The sequence below is a fragment of the Streptomyces sp. CA-294286 genome (genome assembly GCF_050947155.1).
Classification (GTDB): Bacteria; Actinomycetota; Actinomycetes; order Streptomycetales; family Streptomycetaceae; genus Streptomyces.
Window position 1 is genome coordinate 5,756,563 of sequence record NZ_CP192005.1, and the last position, 16,967, is coordinate 5,773,529.

14 protein-coding genes and 1 riboswitch are annotated in these 16,967 nt (G+C 75.0%); of the genes, 4 read left to right on the forward strand and 10 right to left on the reverse strand.

The window, feature by feature from the left end; all coding sequences use genetic code 11:
* Nucleotide 1: 1 nt before the first annotated feature.
* The 3 genes from ACQPZG_RS30170 to ACQPZG_RS30180 all read right to left on the reverse strand — a co-directional run bounded on the left by ACQPZG_RS30170 (nucleotide 2) and on the right by ACQPZG_RS30180 (nucleotide 3,019).
* Nucleotides 2-1,078: an enoyl-CoA hydratase/isomerase family protein gene (locus tag ACQPZG_RS30170; RefSeq protein WP_433548850.1), complete on the reverse strand. Its 1,077-nt coding sequence runs from the start codon at nucleotides 1,076-1,078 to the stop codon at nucleotides 2-4.
* Between the two features lie 4 nt (nucleotides 1,079-1,082).
* Nucleotides 1,083-1,223 carry a hypothetical protein gene (locus ACQPZG_RS30175; protein ID WP_433548851.1) on the reverse strand — a complete coding sequence of 47 codons (141 nt, stop codon included), beginning with the start codon at nucleotides 1,221-1,223 and terminating at the stop codon, nucleotides 1,083-1,085.
* 200 nt (nucleotides 1,224-1,423) lie between these two features.
* Entirely contained in the window at nucleotides 1,424-3,019 is a 1,596-nt protein-coding gene (locus ACQPZG_RS30180; protein WP_433548852.1) for an MFS transporter, read from the reverse strand.
* A gap of 150 nt (nucleotides 3,020-3,169) precedes the next feature.
* On the opposite strand from ACQPZG_RS30180, the gene ACQPZG_RS30185 reads away from it, so the two are divergent.
* Complete coding sequence (locus ACQPZG_RS30185; RefSeq protein WP_433548853.1) at nucleotides 3,170-3,661, forward strand: N-acetyltransferase family protein; 492 nt, start codon at nucleotides 3,170-3,172, stop codon at nucleotides 3,659-3,661.
* 91 nt (nucleotides 3,662-3,752) lie between these two features.
* Here the strand turns inward: ACQPZG_RS30185 and ACQPZG_RS30190 are convergent, their stop codons facing one another.
* Both ACQPZG_RS30190 and ACQPZG_RS30195 read right to left on the reverse strand, forming a co-directional pair.
* Nucleotides 3,753-3,959 (reverse strand): hypothetical protein, encoded by a 207-nt coding sequence (locus tag ACQPZG_RS30190; RefSeq protein WP_433548854.1) that lies wholly within the window; start codon nucleotides 3,957-3,959, stop codon nucleotides 3,753-3,755.
* A gap of 101 nt (nucleotides 3,960-4,060) precedes the next feature.
* Complete coding sequence (locus tag ACQPZG_RS30195) at nucleotides 4,061-4,552, reverse strand: hypothetical protein (protein WP_433548855.1); 492 nt, start codon at nucleotides 4,550-4,552, stop codon at nucleotides 4,061-4,063.
* A 171-nt stretch (nucleotides 4,553-4,723) separates the two neighbouring features.
* A riboswitch (cobalamin riboswitch) is annotated at nucleotides 4,724-4,952 on the forward strand.
* A gap of 215 nt (nucleotides 4,953-5,167) precedes the next feature.
* Here ACQPZG_RS30195 and metE point away from each other — a divergent pair.
* On the forward strand, nucleotides 5,168-7,495 hold the full coding sequence (metE, locus tag ACQPZG_RS30200) for a 5-methyltetrahydropteroyltriglutamate--homocysteine S-methyltransferase (RefSeq protein WP_433549604.1): 2,328 nt from the start codon (nucleotides 5,168-5,170) through the stop codon (nucleotides 7,493-7,495).
* A gap of 211 nt (nucleotides 7,496-7,706) precedes the next feature.
* Here the strand turns inward: metE and ACQPZG_RS30205 are convergent, their stop codons facing one another.
* From ACQPZG_RS30205 to ACQPZG_RS30215, 3 genes are all read right to left on the reverse strand, one after another.
* The gene (locus ACQPZG_RS30205) at nucleotides 7,707-8,603 is read right to left on the reverse strand and encodes a C40 family peptidase (protein ID WP_433548856.1); all 897 of its coding nucleotides are present in this window, start codon (nucleotides 8,601-8,603) and stop codon (nucleotides 7,707-7,709) included.
* Nucleotides 8,604-8,859: 256 nt separating this feature from the next.
* Nucleotides 8,860-12,621 (reverse strand): helix-turn-helix domain-containing protein, encoded by a 3,762-nt coding sequence (locus tag ACQPZG_RS30210; RefSeq protein ID WP_433548857.1) that lies wholly within the window; start codon nucleotides 12,619-12,621, stop codon nucleotides 8,860-8,862.
* 107 nt (nucleotides 12,622-12,728) lie between these two features.
* Nucleotides 12,729-13,022, reverse strand: a complete 294-nt coding sequence (locus ACQPZG_RS30215; protein ID WP_433548858.1) for a hypothetical protein — start codon at nucleotides 13,020-13,022, stop codon at nucleotides 12,729-12,731.
* Between the two features lie 123 nt (nucleotides 13,023-13,145).
* On the opposite strand from ACQPZG_RS30215, the gene ACQPZG_RS30220 reads away from it, so the two are divergent.
* Nucleotides 13,146-13,337, forward strand: a complete 192-nt coding sequence (locus ACQPZG_RS30220; RefSeq protein WP_433548859.1) for a hypothetical protein — start codon at nucleotides 13,146-13,148, stop codon at nucleotides 13,335-13,337.
* A gap of 302 nt (nucleotides 13,338-13,639) precedes the next feature.
* Here ACQPZG_RS30220 and ACQPZG_RS30225 read toward each other — a convergent pair whose 3' ends face one another.
* A complete protein-coding gene (locus ACQPZG_RS30225) occupies nucleotides 13,640-14,059 on the reverse strand; it encodes a CBS domain-containing protein (protein ID WP_433548860.1) in 420 nt (139 codons plus the stop codon).
* A 582-nt stretch (nucleotides 14,060-14,641) separates the two neighbouring features.
* Between ACQPZG_RS30225 and ACQPZG_RS30230 the strand changes: the two genes are divergently transcribed.
* Nucleotides 14,642-15,781 (forward strand): MerR family transcriptional regulator, encoded by a 1,140-nt coding sequence (locus tag ACQPZG_RS30230; RefSeq protein ID WP_433548861.1) that lies wholly within the window; start codon nucleotides 14,642-14,644, stop codon nucleotides 15,779-15,781.
* 187 nt (nucleotides 15,782-15,968) lie between these two features.
* Here ACQPZG_RS30230 and ACQPZG_RS30235 read toward each other — a convergent pair whose 3' ends face one another.
* Nucleotides 15,969-16,967, reverse strand: coding sequence for an iron-containing redox enzyme family protein (locus ACQPZG_RS30235; protein WP_433549605.1), 999 nt, complete (start codon nucleotides 16,965-16,967; stop codon nucleotides 15,969-15,971).

Below are 16,967 nucleotides of genomic sequence, written 5' to 3' on the forward strand. Positions count from 1 at the left end.
GTCACACTCGCGGTGCGTCGCCGAACGTCAGCTCCCGCCCCGCCCCGCGCGACGCGAAGTGCCGGGCCACCGTCGTTCTGGACACCTCGCCCAGCGTCGCGGGCGACCAGTGCGGATCGCGGTCCTTGTCGACGATCTGCGCACGCACCCCCTCCACCAGGTCCGGCCCGCGCAGCGCCGTGCACGACACCCGGTACTCCTGCGCCAGCACCTGCTCCAGCGAGCCGAGTCCACGGGCCCGACGGACGGCCTCCAGGGTCACCTTGACCGAGGTCGGCGACTTGGCGAGGAGCGTCTCGGCGGCCTCCTTCGCCGCCCGCACCCCGGTGTCCGTGAGTCGGCCGACGATCTCCTCCGCCGTGTCCGCCGCGAAACAGTGGTCGATCCACTCACGCGCTCCGTCCAGCAGACCGTCCTGCGGGGCGTCGGCGGCCCGCAGGCGCACCGCCTCCCGCGCGGGTGCGACCGCCAGGTCGCCCACCAGGCCCGCCAGGCGGTCCGACGGTACGAAATGGTCGGCGAGGCCGCACAGCAGGGCGTCGGCGGCACCGACGGCCGTGCCGGTCAGCGCCAGGTACGTGCCCAGCTCCCCGGGGGCCCGGGCCAGCAGATGCGTACCGCCGACGTCCGGAACGAAACCGATGCCCGTCTCCGGCATGGCGACGCGGGAACGCTCGGTGACGACGCGCACGCCGCCGTGCGCGCTCACGCCGACGCCGCCGCCCATCACGATCCCGTCCATCAGGGCGACGTACGGCTTGGGGAAGCGTGCGATGCGCGCGTTCAGCCGGTACTCGTCCCACCAGAACGCCTCCGTCGCCCGTCCGTCACCGTCCCGCGCGTCGTCGTGAATGGCCCGGATGTCTCCCCCCGCACAGAGCCCCCGCTCACCCGCGCCCGAGAGCACCACGGTCTCGACGGCGGGGTCCGACTCCCAGGCGGCGAGCGCGGCGTCCAGGGCGCGGACCATGGGGTGGGTGAGTGCGTTGAGGGCACGGGGGCGGTTGAGGACGAGGTGCCCCGCGCGGCCCTCGACGTGTACGAGCACGGGGGCGTCTGCGGGGTGTACGTGCTGCATGCGCTCAGCCTTTCGGAGACGGATCGGTCCGGTGGCCCGGTGCGGACGGCGCAGCGGGGGCGGGCGGGCCGAGCTGGACGTGGCGGGGCAGGGTCGCCTCGGCGGCTGCCTCGCGCAGGCTTTCGCTCGCCTTCTCGATCCACATGATCGAGAAGGCTAGTCGACGCCCGAACCGGTCCCGACGGGACGGCCGAACCGGTCCCGACGGGATGGCCGAACCGGTCCCGACGGGATGGCCGAACCGGTCCGGTGGACCCGCCGGACCGGACCCGGACCGGACCCGGACCGGACCCCGACCCCGACCCGCCGGACCGGCCGACCGTCGTAGGGTCGTGCGTGCGCTGCTCAGTGCGCGTTCTCCGTGGGGCGCAGGTCGCGCGGGATCCACGCCCACGTCACCGCCGTCGCGCCCAGGGTCAGCACCGCACCGGCCAGGAAGGCCGGGGTGATGGCCGTCGTGTAGGCGGCCGAGACCGCGTCCAGCAGGGTCCGGCCGGCCTCGCCGCCGAGGGAGTGTGCGACGTGTGCGGCCTCGCCGACCGAGTCCCGTACCGAGGCCGCCGTGCCGCCGTCCAGGTCGAGGGCCGGGAGCCCGGCGCGGTAGAGCGCGGTGGCCAGGCTGCCCAGGATGGCGACGCCGAGCGCCGCGCCCAGCTCGTAGCAGGTCTCCTCGACGGCCGCCGCACCGCCGACGTCGTCGGCCGGCGTGGCGGCCATGAGCGTCACCGAGGCGACGGTGGTCGCGATGCCGACGCCCATGCCGAGGACGGCCAGGGCGACTGCGACCGCCGGGTAGCCGATGTCCGTGAACCGCTGGACGGTCCACGGCATGGCGAGGCCCGCGGTCATGACGAGCAGGCCGATTCCCAGGACGTGCCGGATCGGGAACCGCTGCATCAGGGCCGGGGTCACCATGGACGTGAGGACCAGGCCGAGCGAGGCGGGCAGCAGGCGCACGCCGGCTTCGAGCGGGGTGTAGTCCTGGCCGTACTGGAGCCACTGGGTGACGAGGAAGAGCACCGCGCCCATGCCGACCATGCCGAGGAAGATCGCGGTGGCGGCGACGGAGAAGGCCCGGTTGGCGAAGAGCCTGACCTGCAACAGGGGATTCTCCAGACGGAGCTGGCGGCGCACGAAGACCGTGAGGGCGAGCGCGGCCAGCGCGAGGAGCGCCCACGGCAGGGGGTCCGCGAAGCCGCTCTTGCCGAGCTGCTTGATGCCGCCCGCGAGGGCGAGCATGCCGACGATCGACTGGCCGACGCCCCACCAGTCCCACCGGCCGCTGCGCGGCGCGTACGACTCGGGCAGGAACCGGGCGCCCAGGGCGATCACCAGGGCGGCCACGGGAATGTTCAGCAGGAACGCCGAGTGCCAGCCGAAGTCCTCCACCAGCAGCCCGCCGACGACCGGGCCGAGCGCCATGCCGCCACCGAAGACGGCCGCCCACACGGCGAACGCGAAGGCCCGCTCGCGGGCGTCGGTGAAGACGTGACGCAGGATCGACAGCGTGGACGGCATGATCGCCGCACCGCCGACTCCGAGCAGCGCACGGGCCGCGATCACGTGCCACGCCTCGGTGGAGAGCACCGCGAGCAGCGAGGCCAGCGCGAAGAGGACGAAACCGGTCAGCAGCATCCTCTTACGGCCCAGCCGGTCGCCCAGCGCTCCCGCCGTGACCAGCAGCCCGGACAGGGCCAGCGCGTACACGTCGATGATCCACAGCTGCTCGACGGAACCAGGTTGGAGGTCGGAGACCAGGGACGGGAACGCGACGTTGAGGATCGTGGTGTCCATCGCGATCAGCAGCAGGCTGCCCGAGAGGATCGCCAGCACGACCCACCGTCGCGGATCGAGACCGGAGCCGAGCCGCCCGGGATCCGGCCGGGATTCCGCGTGCGGGGCGGTGGACCCGGCGTCGGGCCGGGCGGCGGGGGAGGACATGGCGCTTCCATTCGAGACAGAGGTGACGTTGTTGAGACGCTACTGTCTCACAGTGCCTGTCGGTGTCTCAAGGTCGTTTCCCGATGACCGCACGACGGGCGAAGAAAAAACGCCTGGCGGCAGGCGGGTGCCGGACCGCACCATGTCCTGATGCTGATCAGAGAAGCCACCGCCGACGACTGGGCCGCGATCTGGCCCTTCTTCCACAAGATCACCGCGGCCGGGGACACCTTCACCTTCCCCACCGACCTCGACCGGGACGCGGGGCGCGGCTGGTGGATGCTCAACGCGCCGAACCGCACGGTCGTCGCCGTCGACGAAGCGACCGGCACGGTCCTCGGCACCGCCAAGATGAACAACAACCAGCACGGGAACGGCGCCCACGTCGCCAGCGCCAGCTACATGGTCGACCCCCGGCACGGCGGCCGCGGCGTCGGCCGTGCCCTCGTCGAACACACCCTCGACTGGGCGCGCGACAAGAAATTCCGCGCGATGCAGTTCAACGCCGTCGCCGCGACCAACACCCATGCCGTACGCCTCTACGAACGCCTCGGGTTCCGCATCGTCGGCACCGTTCCGGAGGCCTTCCACCACCCGGTACAGGGGTACGTCGCACTGCACGTCATGCACCGACCGCTGTGAGCGGCCCGGCGGCCGTGCCGCGGCTCGCGCGGTGAGGCGAGCGGGAGGGCCGGGCGGGCCGTGACGGCGCGTCCGGCCCTCCCGCCGTGGCTCAGCTCCCGCGGTGACCGTCGTCGGGGCCGGGCCGGTGCGTCTCCCGGTCACCGCCGCGGGAGCGGGTCACGGCGCGCTCCCGCCGGTCGGAGTCCGGGGCGGGGCGGGCGGCCTCGCGCGGCTTCCCGCGCGGGACCGGCTCCGCGGAGCGGGCGGCTTCGGCGCGGATCATCGCGTTCAGGGCGAGGAAGGGGTCGATGGGCATGGTGGGAACATCCTTCGCGGTACGGAAAGGCCCTGCGCGCACCGGGGCGGGCAGGCGGACGCGGTGCACCGGCGGACACGGGCGCGCCGGTACGGGGCCCTTCAGCAGCGCAGGACCGCGCAGCGCACGACGTACGGGGCGGGGCCCCGGGCCGGTGCGGTACCGGCGGGCGCCCCGGTCCGCGGGAGGTGCACCGGGCGGACCCCGACGACGACGGCGGGCGGACGGTGCCGCGGCCAGGACGGAACCACCGTGGGACGACGAGCACTGCCCGCCTGCGGCCGGAGTTCGGTGTCGACGGACCCGTCCGGCACCGCTTCGCCCTCACCGGCCGCACCGGGAAGCCCGGCGGCCCCGTGGAGCCCGGCCGTCCCGGGGAACCCCGCCGCCCCGGAGGAACCCGCGGATCCGAGTGCTCCGACCTGCTCCGACACGCCGGACGAGGACGACCCGCTCACGGCCTCCGCGTCGGCGGAACCGCCCGCGCCGCCCCCCGACGGCAGCGCGAGCACGGCGGCGCACGCCAGCAGCGCGACGAGCGCACGCCACGGGCTCGTCCTTCGACGGAGTCGGGGGCGGAGTGCGGCGGACATGGGGCACAGGTGCCCCGGCCGGGCGGCGGTGCGGCCCGACGGGAGGACAATTCGCCCGGTCGGGGTAGGCCGGATGGCGGAGGGCGGGCCTACCGTCGGTAGCGCGGGGAGGAACTGCCGTACGCCGACGAGCGGTTGTCCACCAAGGGGGTGAACCGCACGCACGAGGGGTTAGGGTGGCGTCGCAGCTGGTTCGCTCCGTCCGCCAGGCGGAAGCGTCGCAAGAGGGAACCCGGTGGAAATCCGGGACTGCCCCGCAGCGGTGAGTGGGAACGAAAGCCGTCATACGCACTGGGCCAGTACGAAGGGGCCCGGGAAGCGGCGGCCGGTAGGTGTCCGGGAGGCAACAGGCCCCGGCGTGCCCGCGAGTCCGAAGACCTGCCACTGCCCGTGCGCCCATCCGTGCGTACGGCGATCTCGGCGGCCTCGTGGGAGGGCCGGTGGGAAGCAGGCGGACGTTCGCGCGCACACCAGTCGTACGCGCTGCTCCGTGGCCTCCGCGCCTGCTCCGGCCTCCTCGCACGCGTCGCCCGGGATCACCCGCGACTCGCGAAGGAGAGTTCCGTGGCAGACCCCGACGCCACCCCCACCCCCACCCCCACCCCCACCCCCACCGTGCCGCAGCCCCTCCGGGCCACCCTGCACGGCTACCCCAGGCAAGGCCCCCGACGTGAACTCAAGAAGGCCACCGAGGCCTACTGGGCGGGCCGCTCCGGCGCCGACGAACTGCGGGCCGTCGCCGCGAACCTGCGCCGGGACGTCTGGCGGGAGCTGGCGGCAGCCGGAATCGACGAAGTCCCGGTCGGCGACTTCTCGTTGTACGACCACGTGCTGGACACCGCCGTCACGCTCGGGGCGATCCCCGGGCGGCACCGCCGCGCCTGCGCCGACGACCCGCTCGACGGGTACTTCGCCATGGCCCGCGGCACCGCGGAGGCCGCCCCGCTCGAAATGACCAAGTGGTTCGACACCAACTACCACTACCTGGTGCCCGAGTTGGGCCCCGGTTCGGTCTTCGCCGCCGACTCGTCCCGGCTGGTCGAAGAGGTGCGCGAAGCCCTCTCGCTCGGCGTCGGCGAGGTCCGGCCCGTGCTCGTCGGGCCGGTCACCTTCCTGCTGCTCGCCAAACCCGCCCCGGGCATCGACAACGGCTTCGATCCGCTGACCCTCGTCGACCGGCTGCTGCCCGTGTACGCCGAGATCCTCGCCGATCTCCGCGCCGCCGGGGCGAGCTGGGTGCAGCTCGACGAGCCCGCCCTCGTACAGGACCAGCCGCCGGCCGTGCTGAACGCCGTCGCCCGCGTCTACCGCGACCTCGGCGCTCTCGCCGACCGGCCGCGGCTGCTCGTCGCCTCGTACTTCGACCGGCTCGGCGACGCGCTGCCCGTCCTCGCGCAGAGCCCCGTCGAAGGGCTGGCGCTGGACTTCACCGGACCCGCGGCGGCCAACCTCGACGCACTGGCCGCCGTCGGCGGACTGCCCGGCAAACGGCTCGTCGCCGGCGTCGTCGACGGACGCAACGTGTGGATCAACGACCTCTCCCGGTCGCTCGCCACCCTGGCCACCCTCCTGGGCCTCGCCGACCGGGTCGACGTCGCCCCTTCGTGCTCGCTGCTGCACGTGCCGCTCGACGCGGGAGACGAGCAGGACCTCGCGCCGGAGGTCTCCGGGTGGCTCGCGTTCGCCCGGCAGAAGACCGACGAGGTCGTCGCCCTGGCCCGCGCCCTGCGCGAGGGGACCGACACCATCGAAGCGCGGCTCGACGCCAACCGGGCGGCGTTGCGCGCCCGCACCGCCTCCGCCCTCGCCCGTGACCCCGCGGTCCGCGCCCGGACCGCCGCCGTGACCGCGGCCGACGCGCACCGTGACCTGCCGTACGCCGCACGCGCGCCTCTCCAGCAGGCCGCGCTGGGACTGCCGAAGCTGCCGACGACCACCATCGGCTCCTTCCCGCAGACCGACGAACTGCGCTCCGCACGCGCCGCGCTGCGGACGGGAAGGATCGACGCCGAGACGTACGACGCCCGGATCGCCGCCGAGATCCGCGAGGTGATCTCCTTCCAGGAGAAGGCGGGCCTCGACGTCCTGGTGCATGGCGAGCCCGAACGCAACGACATGGTCCAGTACTTCGCCGAACGCCTCGACGGCTACCTCGCCACCCGGCACGGCTGGGTCCAGTCGTACGGCACCCGTTACGTCCGGCCCCCGATCCTGGCCGGGGACGTCTCCCGGCCCGCGCCGATGACCGTGCCGTGGACCTCGTACGCCCAGTCCCTCACCGACAGGCCGGTCAAGGGCATGCTGACCGGCCCCGTCACCATGCTGGCCTGGTCCTTCGTACGGGACGACCAGCCGCGGGGAGAGACCGCCCGGCAGGTCGCACTCGCGCTGCGGGACGAGGTGGCGGACCTGGAGGCGGCGGGGAGCTCGGTCATCCAGGTGGACGAGCCCGCACTGCGCGAGACCTTGCCGTTGCGGGCGGTGGACCGTGCGGCCTACCTCGCGTGGGCCACCGACTCGTTCCGGCTGGCCACCAGTGGCGTGCGGGCGTCCACACAGATCCACACGCACATGTGCTACGCGGAGTTCGGCGAGATCATCGCCGCCATCGACGACCTGGACGCCGACGTGATCAGCCTGGAGGCGGCCCGCTCGCACATGCGGATCGCCGAGGAGCTGGCCGAGGTCGGTTATCCGCGCGAAGTGGGACCGGGGGTGTACGACATCCACTCGCCCCGGGTTCCGGCGGAGCGGGAGGTGTCCGACCTGGTGGACCGCGCGCTGCGGGCCGTGCCGGCCCATCGGCTGTGGATCAATCCGGACTGCGGCCTGAAGACCCGCGGCTGGGAGGAGGTGCGTCCGGCGCTGGAGCGCATGACGGCGGCGGCGCGACGGGTGCGTCAGGAGCTGTCCCGGCCCTCATCCGACGGACCCGGCGCGTGAGGTGACGGCTCGTCGCCGGTAATCCGGTGGCCCGGTGCTTCGGACACCCGGTGCTTCGGAGACCCGGTGTCCCGGTGACGTGCCGGTCGAGTGGGCCGGACATGCGCCGGCCCGCTCGGGGCCGCCTCGGCAAGGAGGGCGACCCCGAGCGGGGGCGGGACGGGGGTGGCGTGCGGTGCGGCGGAAGCGCACCGACGGATCCGCGGCGGACCTACGGGCAGGTCGGCACGCCCTCCAGCCAGGCCGGACCCTTGATGTAGATGTTCGTGATCCACGACCTGTGGTCCGGGAGGTAGGACCAGGCGTCGTTGGTGATGCCCTCGGCCGTCACCCGCTGGGCGCGCTTCTGGCACTGGATGCGGACCGCCGTCGGTCCGGCGAACCTGTGCACCCTGGCGCTCGTCGTCGACGCCTCGGAGTGCGTCCACACGCCGGTGCCCCACGTGCTGTGGTCCTTGCCCTGCCCCGGATCCGCGTCGATGCGCACCGCCCCGAAGTAGTCGCCGCCCAGCCGGACGTCGCTGACCATGATCCTGGTGCCCGACTCCTTGGCCTCGACCATCTTCCCGTTGCCGAGGTAGATCGCGATGTGGTGGATCTTGCGCGCGTTGCCCCACACCACCAGGTCCCCGGGAACGAGCGGGGCCAGGCCCTGCGCGGCGGTGAAGCGCGCGCTCACCCGGCTGGAGTGGTACTGGCTGTGCGCGTTGCCGTTGAGGACGTCCCGGCCGGTGGCCTGGGCGTAGGCCCACCGCACGAAGCCCGAGCAGTCGAATCCCTTGCGGTACGGATCCTGGGAGCTGTCGGGGTCGGTCGGGTCGACCTGGCCGTAGGTGGGCCCCGGCTGCGGCCCGTGCCCGCCGCCCCACGTGTACCAGACGCCGAGCTGCGTGCATGCGGCCCGGACCGCCTTCTGAGCCGTGGCGGAGGCGCCGGGCGCCAGGACGTCGCAGGCGGCAGCGGCGGCGCCGGCCACCCGTGCGGCCCGGGTGCCGGTCGCGTCCGCGGTGGCGGATGCCAGCGGTCCGGCGGCGGACAGGGCCAGGATCCCGGCGGTGGCGACGGCGGCGCTCGATGCCCGGCGCCGGAGACGGCTGGTGTGCTGCATGAGTGGGTTCCCCGTTCGATTGCGGAAGAGTGCGGTAGCGGCGTGGACGAGGGCGAGCCGACGGCGTGTGCGCCGGGCGTCGGTGGAGCGTCCTGCCGATCCGAGCCTGGAGCGGGCGTGCGGCGGGTGTCGAGACCCCGGCTGTCTCCCGCGCGACGGGAAACGGGAAACGCCCGGGGGAAACAGCCAGGCGACGCCCGCCGCCGCGTACCGCGGCCGGCCCGTCGTCCGATGGCCGTCCCCGCCGACGCCGCCGTCAGGGCGCCGGACAGCCCACCAGCGCGCACACCGCCGCCTCCCGCCGTCGCTCGTCGGTGTCCCAGAGCCGGACGGTGCCGTCGTTGCTGCTGCTCGCGAGGGTGCCCGTACGCCGGTCGAAGGCGAGGCCCCAGACCGCCCCGCCGTGCCCGCCCAGCGTCGCCGACGGCAACCCCCGCGCGGCGTCCCACAGGCGCACGCTCCCGTCGCTGCCGCTACTGGCGAGGACGCGCCGGCCGCCGGGGGCGAAGACCACCGCGCGCACCGCGCCGTTGTGGCCCGAGAGCGCCGCCGTCAGGGTGCGGGCGGCGGTGTCCCAGAGGCGTACCGTCCCGTCGTTGCCGCCGCTCGCCAGCGTCCGCCCGTCCCCGGCGAACGCGACCGCCCGCACCGAGCCCGTGTGCCCGTGCAGCGCGCCCAGCGGCCGCCACCCGGGGACGCTCCAGAGCCGTACCGTCAGATCGTCGCCGCCGCACGCCACGGTGGACCCGTCCGGACTGAAGGCGAGCGCGTTGGCGAAGTCCCGGTGGCCGGTGAGGGTGGCGGCCGGACGCAACGTGCGGGCGTCCCACACCCGTACCGTGCGGTCGGTGCTCGCCGACGCGATCCACCGGCCGTCGGGCGACCAGGCGACCCCCAGCACCGAACCCCCGTGCCCCGGGAGTTCCCTGACGGCCAGGCGCGTGCGGGTGTCCCACACCCGCACCGTCCGGTCCGCGCCGGCCGAGGCGAGCCGCCGCCCGTCCGGCGACCAGGCGATGCCGAAGACCGATCCGCGGTGGCCCCGGAGCACCCCTGCGGCGCGGTGCGTCCGCGCGTCCCACAGCCGCACCGTGCGGTCCGCGCTCGCGGACGCCAGCCACCGTCCGTCCGGCGAGAAGGCGGGCTGCCACGACTCGGCGAACGGACGCGCCGTCATCGTGGAGCGCCCCAGGTCCCAGCGGACCACCGTCCGGTCGAAGCCCGCCGTCGCCAGCACCGCGCCGTCCGGGCCGCCTCCGACGGCGACGCCCAGCACGTAGTCCGTATGCCCCGCGAGCGTGGTGACGGTGCGGTGGCTCGCCACGTCCCACAGCCGTGCCGTGCCCTCGCCCCCCGTGCTGACGACGGTCGATCCGTCCGGGAGGTAGGCGACGGCGTTGACGTCGTCGCTGTGCCCGGTGAGGAGGGCCGGCTCCGCGCGCTGCCCGCCCCGGCGGGCGTCCCACAGCCGTACGGTCCGGTCCGCGCCGCCGGAGGCCACCTGGCGTCCGTCGGGCGACCAGGCGACGCCGAGGACCCCGTCGGTGTGCCCGCGCAGCACCTCGGCCGTCGCCGCGGCCGACCCCTCCGTCACGTCCCACAGCCGCACCGTCCGGTCCGCTCCGGCCGAGGCGATCCGCTTCCCGTCGGGCGCGTACGCGACCGCCATCACCGCGTCGGCGTGCCCCGTCAGAGCCGTCCGCTCCGCCCGGCCCGCCACGTCCCACACCCGCACCGTGCGGTCCGCGCCGCCCGTCGCCATGCTCCGGCCGTCCGGCGCGAACGCCACCGACCGCACCGGCCCCCCGTGCCCGGTCAGCACCACCGCGTCCTGGTGGTCGCGCACCCGCCACAGGCGTACGGTGCCGTCCGCGCCCGCCGACGCGAGGCGCTGCCCGTCCGGGCTGAACGCCACCCCCAGGACCTGCCCGCCGTGCCCGGTCAGCGTGGCCAGCACCTGCCGGTGCCCCGCGCCGCCCCACAGCCGCACCGCGCCGTCGTTGCCCGCCGAGGCCAGCGTCGTACCGTCCGGACTGAACGCCACGGTGTTCACCGGCCCGGTGTGCTCGGTCAGCCGGCCCGCGAAGTACTGCGCCTGGGTGCTGAGCAGCGCCCCGCGCGCCTCCACGGTGGGGGCCGTGCGGTACGCCGCCAGGGCCAGCCGCATCGACGCCTCCGGCCGTCCCGCGGCGAGCGCCCCCGCCCGTACCGCCATCGCCTGGGACTGTGCCGTGCGGCGCTCCTGGTACGCGCGGCCCCGTTGCTGGAACGCCAGGGCCCCCGCCCCGACAGCCAGCACCAGCAGCCCGGCGAGCGTGGCGAGCAGGCCGCGCCTGGCGCGCACCCGACGCCGCTCGGTGCGCGCCCGGGACCGCTCCTCGGCCCGCGCCGCCTCGATGAACTCCACCTCGACGGGCCCGAGTTCGACTCTGCTGTCCCGCTGGTCCACCCATGCGGCGGCGGTGCGCAGCCGGGAACCGCGGTGCAGCAGCGCCGGGTCGCGGTCCGCCCGTACCCACTCGGCGGCCGACGCGGTGAGCTGTTGGCGGAGCAGCAGCCCGGCCCGGTCGGCGTCGATCCACTCGCGCAGCCGGGGCCAGGCCCGCAGCAGCGCCTCGTGGGTGATCTCCACGGCGTCCCGGTCGACCGTCAGCAGCCGGGCCCGGACGAAGGCGTCCAGCGCCTCCGACGCGCCGCGCCGGTCGGGAAGCCGGCCGAGCAGCTCCTCGCGGGCGGCCCGCCGCCGGGACTCGGTGGCGTCCTCGCCGAGGTGGACCAGGCGGACCAGTATCCGCCGGGCCATGTCGCGCTCGGCCGGGAGCAGCCGGGTGAACACGTCCTCGGCGGTGCGGGCGACCGCTCCGTGGATGCCGCCCGTCGCCCCGTACCCGGCGACCGTGAGGGTGTTGCCGGTGCGCTGCTGCCAGGTGACCAGCAGGGCGTGTGCCAGGAGCGGCAGCGCTCCGGGGGAGCCGGCGGCGGAGGGCCCCGGGCCGAGGTCGCGCAGCAGGATCTCGGCGAGGCCGGGTTCCAGGGACAGCCCGGCCCGTTCGGCGGGACGGACGACCGCCTGACGCACCTCCGCCTCGCCCATCGGGCCCAGGGCGAACAGCCCGTGCGTGAACACGGCTGCCAGCGACGGCAGTTCGAGGCAGCGGCCGGTGAAGTCGGCCCGTACGCCGAGCACCACCACGGCGGGCCCGCCGGGTGCGGCGAGGGCGCACAGGGCGGCGACGTAGGCGCGCCGCTCGGCCGGGTCCGCGCACAGCGTGAAGACCTCCTCGAACTGATCGACGAGGAGCACCAGTCGGCGGTCGCCCGGCGGAGCGCCCGCCGGATCCTCCGGCCGCCGCCCTACCGTCGCCGCCCACAGGCCCGGATCCGCCGCCACGTCCCCGGGGGTGTGCCGGGGCTGGGTGCCGAGCGCCTCGGCCAGACAGCGCAGGAGTTCCTTCAGCGGGCGCGCCGTCGGCGTGCACAGGGCGGCAGGCCAGTCGCGCGAGCCCGCGACGTTCAGTGCCCCGCGCCGCAGCGCGGGCAGCAGTCCGGCCCTGAGCAGGGACGACTTCCCGGCACCGGACGGCGCCACCAGGACGAGCGGCCCCGCGTCCGCGCGTTCCGCGAGGCGGCGCAGGAGGTCCGCGGTGGCACGCTCCCGGCCGAAGAACCACCTTTCGTCCTCGGGCCCGAAACTCGCCAGCCCCCGGTAGGGGCCGCCCCCTTCGGGCGACGGCAGCGGAGGCGGCCGGCGCGACGCGGGCACTTCCGGCACCAGCCGCCGCAGGGCGCCGCCCGCCTCCAGCACCTCGTCGCAGCGGCGCGCCACGTCCGGCGTCGGCGGCTTTCCACCGTTCTCGATCTTGCTCAGGTAGCCCTTGCTGTAGTGGATGGCTCGGGCGAGTGCGGTGAGGGACATGGCGCGCTCGTTCCGCAGCCGCCTCAACTCGGCCCCGAACGCGCAGGATCGGCTTGTTCCGTCGGATTCCCCGAGGGGTCGTGCGTCCGGTGCCCCGTTCATGCCCGGCACCGTACCGCCCGGACAGGGGCATTCCCGGCGGGGCCGGACACGTTCACCTGAACTCGCGAACGGTGTTGAGAGGTCGTCCGTGGAGTCCAGGTCCAGGTTTACAGGTCGTCCGTGGAGTCCAGGTCCAGTTCGTCGGCGTACTCCTCGCCCACCTCGTCCCCGGCGCGCTGTTCCGGCTCCGGCTCCTCCTCGGCGAGCAGCTGGTCCAGGGACTCGCCGCGCCGGGCCTCCTGGGCCGTCGTGCCGAAGTACTCGGCCGGCGACCAGTGGTCGGGCGGGACGATGCCGGAGTCGAGCGGGTCGTAGTCGAGGTGATCGCTGATCAACGTGTCCTGCGCGTCGAGGACGCCGTCGTCCTCGGGCAGGTCGCTGTCCTCGCGCGTGTCGCTCATGACCACACGCTGCCGCATCCGCGCGGGGAACGCATCCCGGGCCGAAGGTGCGGTACCCGGACGCGGGCACAAGAATCGAGACAGGACCAGAACGTGCCCCACGAGGACGAAGCGAGGAGACGCATGAGCGAGCAGGGACCCGACCCGTCCGTAGTGACCCCCGACAGCCGCCTGCACAGCGGCGGCAGCGACGACGCGACCCCCGAGGACCTGGTTCTCGCCTCCGGCCGCGACCTCACACCGGAGAACCTGGAGTGGGCGCGCAAACGGCTGGAGCAGGAAGGGCGGGCGGCGATCGAGTCGCAGCTGCCCTGACCCCGTCGGCCGCCCGCGCTTCCGTGCGGAGCGGCACGCACACGTGCCGCTCCGCACGGCGCGCCACGCACAGGTGCCCCGCCCGGTTGTCGATCCGGGCGGGGCACCTGTGCGGCGGGTACGGGTGCGGACGTGCGCGCCCGACCGGTCGGGCGCAAGGCGGGACGTGGCCGCCGCCTCGCGAGCGGCGGTCACGGCCGGCGCGGCACGGGCGGTGCGGGGCGTCGGTTCCGCCGCGCGAGCGGCGGTGCGCCGTTCCCGTGGCGAGGGGCGCGTTCCCTCGCACGGGGAGGAGCGACGGGTCAGCGACCCGCGTACACCGCGCTGACGAAGGCCACGAGCTGGTCCGAGGGCAGCGCGCGGGCCAGATCCGCCTCGGTCACCATGCCGACCGGCTCGCCGCCGTCCAGCACCAGCAGCCGACGGATGCGGGCGTCGCTCATCACGCGTACGGCCTCGTCGGAATCCGCGGACACGTCGACCGACACCGGGTCGCCCTCCGCCAGTTCCCCCGCCGTCGTCCTCGCCGGGTCGTGCCCCGCGGCGACGCACTTCACGATGATGTCGCGGTCCGTGACGATGCCGGTCAGCGAGCCGTCGTCGCCCCGCACCGGCAGGGCGCCGATGTGGTGCTCACGCATCAGCTGGGCGGCCCGGTCGAGGGTCTCGGACGCGGGGATCGAACGGACGTCGGGGGTCATCAGGTCACGGACGGTGCTCATGCGGTCCTCCGGAGTCGACGGATGCGGGCCGGGGTGCCGGCCGATTGCGACGGGTGCAGCCACCGTCATGCTGTCGGCGGTCCGCTCCGACGGCGACCGCAAGCCGTCGTACGGGTGAGGGCCGGGGGGCCCGCGCGGAAACGTTTGTGCCCGGGGAGGGGCCGGCTCGCGGACGGGCCTGCTCGCGCGAGCCGTCGGCCGACGGCGGCGGGGTCCGGGCCGCTGCGGCACGAGCACCGGCCTTCCCCGGGCCTGCGGGACGGGCAGCGGGGGGAGCGCCCGTCCCGCGGTCGGAGGGAAGCGAGTCCGAGGCGCCCGGCCCGGGGGGAGCCGAGAATGGACCGGGCGTCCGGTTCCGGAACGGCGTCACGGGCGGCCGATCATCCGTCCGTGACGCCACCTGCACCAGGTGAGGTTCCGTGGCCGGGGCCCGGTCCCTCCGTGCGCGCCCGCGTCCCCGCCACACGCCGGTGGTGGAGGAGGGCGGGCTCGTACACCTGTCGCCGTTCCTGCGTGGACCACCTTCGTGGCAGTTGGGCAAACCCGGCAACCCGCGTCGTTCGTGCGTCGTATCGTCGGCGCATGAACGGCAATCCGACGGGCCCCCGGGGCACGGACGAGGACGGACGGCACCGGGGGAGCGGTCTCGCGAGCGGAGTGCGCAACCGGCGGCCGGACGGTGCGCAGCAGCCGCCCGGACGGTACCCGGTCGCCGCCGACGCGGGAACGGCGGGACTCACCACCGGGGCCGTCGCCCGGCGGCTGGGCGTCGCCCCCACCACCCTGCGCTCCTGGGACCGCCGCTACGGCATCGGCCCGGCCGTCCGCGACGACGGCAGACACCGGCGCTGGACCGCCGACGACGTGGCACTCCTGGAACGCATGTGCGCCCTGACCGCCCGCGGGGTCCCCCCGGCCGACGCGGCCCGCCTGGCCAGAAACCCCGGCCGAGACCCGAACCCCGGTGCGCCGACGCCCGTGCGACCCGCGCCGACGGCGCACCCCGCGGTCCGGCAGCCCGGGACGCGGGCACTCCCCGTACCCGGCCCGCGCACCGCCCCGGACGCGGGGATCCCGGCCCGCACGGTGCGGGGGCTCCGCAACGCGGCCGTGCGCCTGGACTCGCCCACCCTCGACCAACTCCTCGCGGACGCGGTGCACACCCACGGCCTCGTCGGCAGCTGGCACGAGGCGATGGCGCCCGCCCTGCGTGCCATCGGCCGTACCTGGGCGAACTCCGGGGACGCGGCCGGCGAACGGTACGTGGAGGCCGAGCACCTGCTCTCCTGGCACATCTCCACCGCCCTGCGCCGGAGCGGCCCCGCCAAGGACCCCGGCGACGACGAGCGGCCCGTCCTGCTGGCCTGCCTGCCGGGCGAGATGCACACCCTCGCCCTGGAGTCGCTGACCGCCGCCCTCTCGGAACGGGGCGTGCCGACCCGGATGTTCGGCGCCGCCGTCCCGCTGGGCGCACTGTCCGAAGCAGTCCGGCGGACCGGACCGCGTGCCGTCGTGCTGTGGTCGCAGACCCGGCCCACGGCCGACCGCTCGGTCATCGGTCTCGTCCGCTCCACCGCACAGGGCATCCGCGGCGCCCGCACCCAGCCGATGGTGCTGGCCGCCGGCCCGGGGTGGGCCCGCACCGCCCCGTCCGAAGGAGTGCACAGGCCGCGCGACCTGGCGGCGGCGATCCGCCTCGTCGAAGCGGCGCCGTACGCCTGAGCCCCGGCACCCGGACACACGCCCCCGCACCTGCCGCCCCGGCGGTGCGCGCCCGCACGCGCCCCGAGTCGACACCCCCTCCGGGGCCCCGCTCACATGTCTGCGCCTTCACGCGCCCCGCTCCCGCGCGGACCCGCTCCCACGCCGCGGTCGACACCCCTCCGGGGCCCCGCTCGCATGCCTTCGCCTACGCGTCCCCGAGCCCCGCCCCTCGCAGGGAACTGCGACCCGCGTCCCAGGCCGCCAGCACCTCGCGTTCCCAGCGGTCCTCCAACAGCCCGATCGCCCGGATACCGAACGCCACGTCCCCCGCAAGCCCCGGCTCCCGCGCCAGGAGGTCACCGATCACGTCGTGGCGCATCACCTGCTCGTGCACGGCGTCCGCCTCGACGTGCTCGGTGTAGAAGCGCGTGCACCGCTCTCCGGCGTCGAACCGCTCCAGTGCCCGCGCCATCCGCCGGGCACCCGGCGGCGAGGTGATCTCCAGGGCGGCGAAGAACCCCACGGCCGCGCCGCGCAGGGCCCGGTGCAGACCGCACAGCGACATCAGGTTCACCGGGGCGAGCGTGGCCGCGGGCACCACGTCGAGGTAGTGGCCGTACCGGGTGTCCAGGCCCGCGCCCGCCATCAGGTCGGCGAACAGCTTGGCGTGCACCCGATCGCCACGGCCGGCCCCGAACTCGTCGTACTCGACCGCCACCAGGGACGCCTTCGCCTGCCCCTGAAGACGGGGGATCACCCACGCCTGCGGGTCCGACTCCTTCAACTGGTAGAGCGAGCGGTGCACCAGCACCTCCCGCAACTGCTCCCACGTCCCGTCGGCCGCCAGCCGGTGCGAGATGCCGTGCCCCTCCACCGGCTCGACCAGCAGTGCGTCCAGCTCGGCCGTCACGTCGTCGGACCCGGTGTCGGCCTCGCGCAGCGCCCCGAGGAACGCCTCCTCCAGCGCGCCGCGCAGGCGCAGCAGCTCCGGGTCCCACTCCAGCGCGTCGGCGACACCGGCGAAGCCCCGGTAGTGGAGTTCGTACGCGGTGTACAGAGCCAGTTGGAGGTCCTCACCGAAGGGGTCCGTCCGGGCGGCTTCCTTGAGCAGCGGCCCGACCGGAACCGGGCCGCCGCGCAGCAGCGACCGTACGCCCTCAGACAACTCGCCCCGCGCCTCGGGCAGTTCGGGCCGGTGGATCAT